Source organism: Pseudomonas persica (assembly GCF_900291015.1).
Lineage (GTDB): Bacteria > Pseudomonadota > Gammaproteobacteria > Pseudomonadales > Pseudomonadaceae > Aquipseudomonas.
In genome coordinates this window covers 1-259 of record NZ_OLKL01000218.1, presented here as the reverse complement: position 1 = coordinate 259, position 259 = coordinate 1, and the positions used below count along the sequence as shown (strand labels likewise).

Here is a 259-nt window from a genome sequence, read left to right as displayed (position 1 = left end):
CAGTAATCAAATGCTTGGCTTCTACAGCCAGGTGTTCAACGACTCGGTCGACACCACCACTTTCTACGCACGTCCCGCTCCCGGCACCATTGCCCGCTGGGCGCAGGTCATGCCCGAGCACTTTCGCTTCACTGCCAAGTTTCCGCGGGATGTCAGCCATGAGGGCGACCTGCGTGACCAGCTTGAGCCTGCCTTCGACTTCACCCGGCTGATGGCCCCGCTGGGCCAGCGCGTATCACCCTATTGGTTGCAGTTGCCG

General features: G+C 61.4%; 1 protein-coding gene. It reads left to right on the top strand.

Translation table 11 applies throughout. The features are described 5' to 3' along the window. Positions 1 to 259, top strand: a 259-nt coding sequence (locus FQ664_RS26330; RefSeq protein ID WP_144175920.1) for a DUF72 domain-containing protein, incomplete at both ends; no start/stop codon positions are given.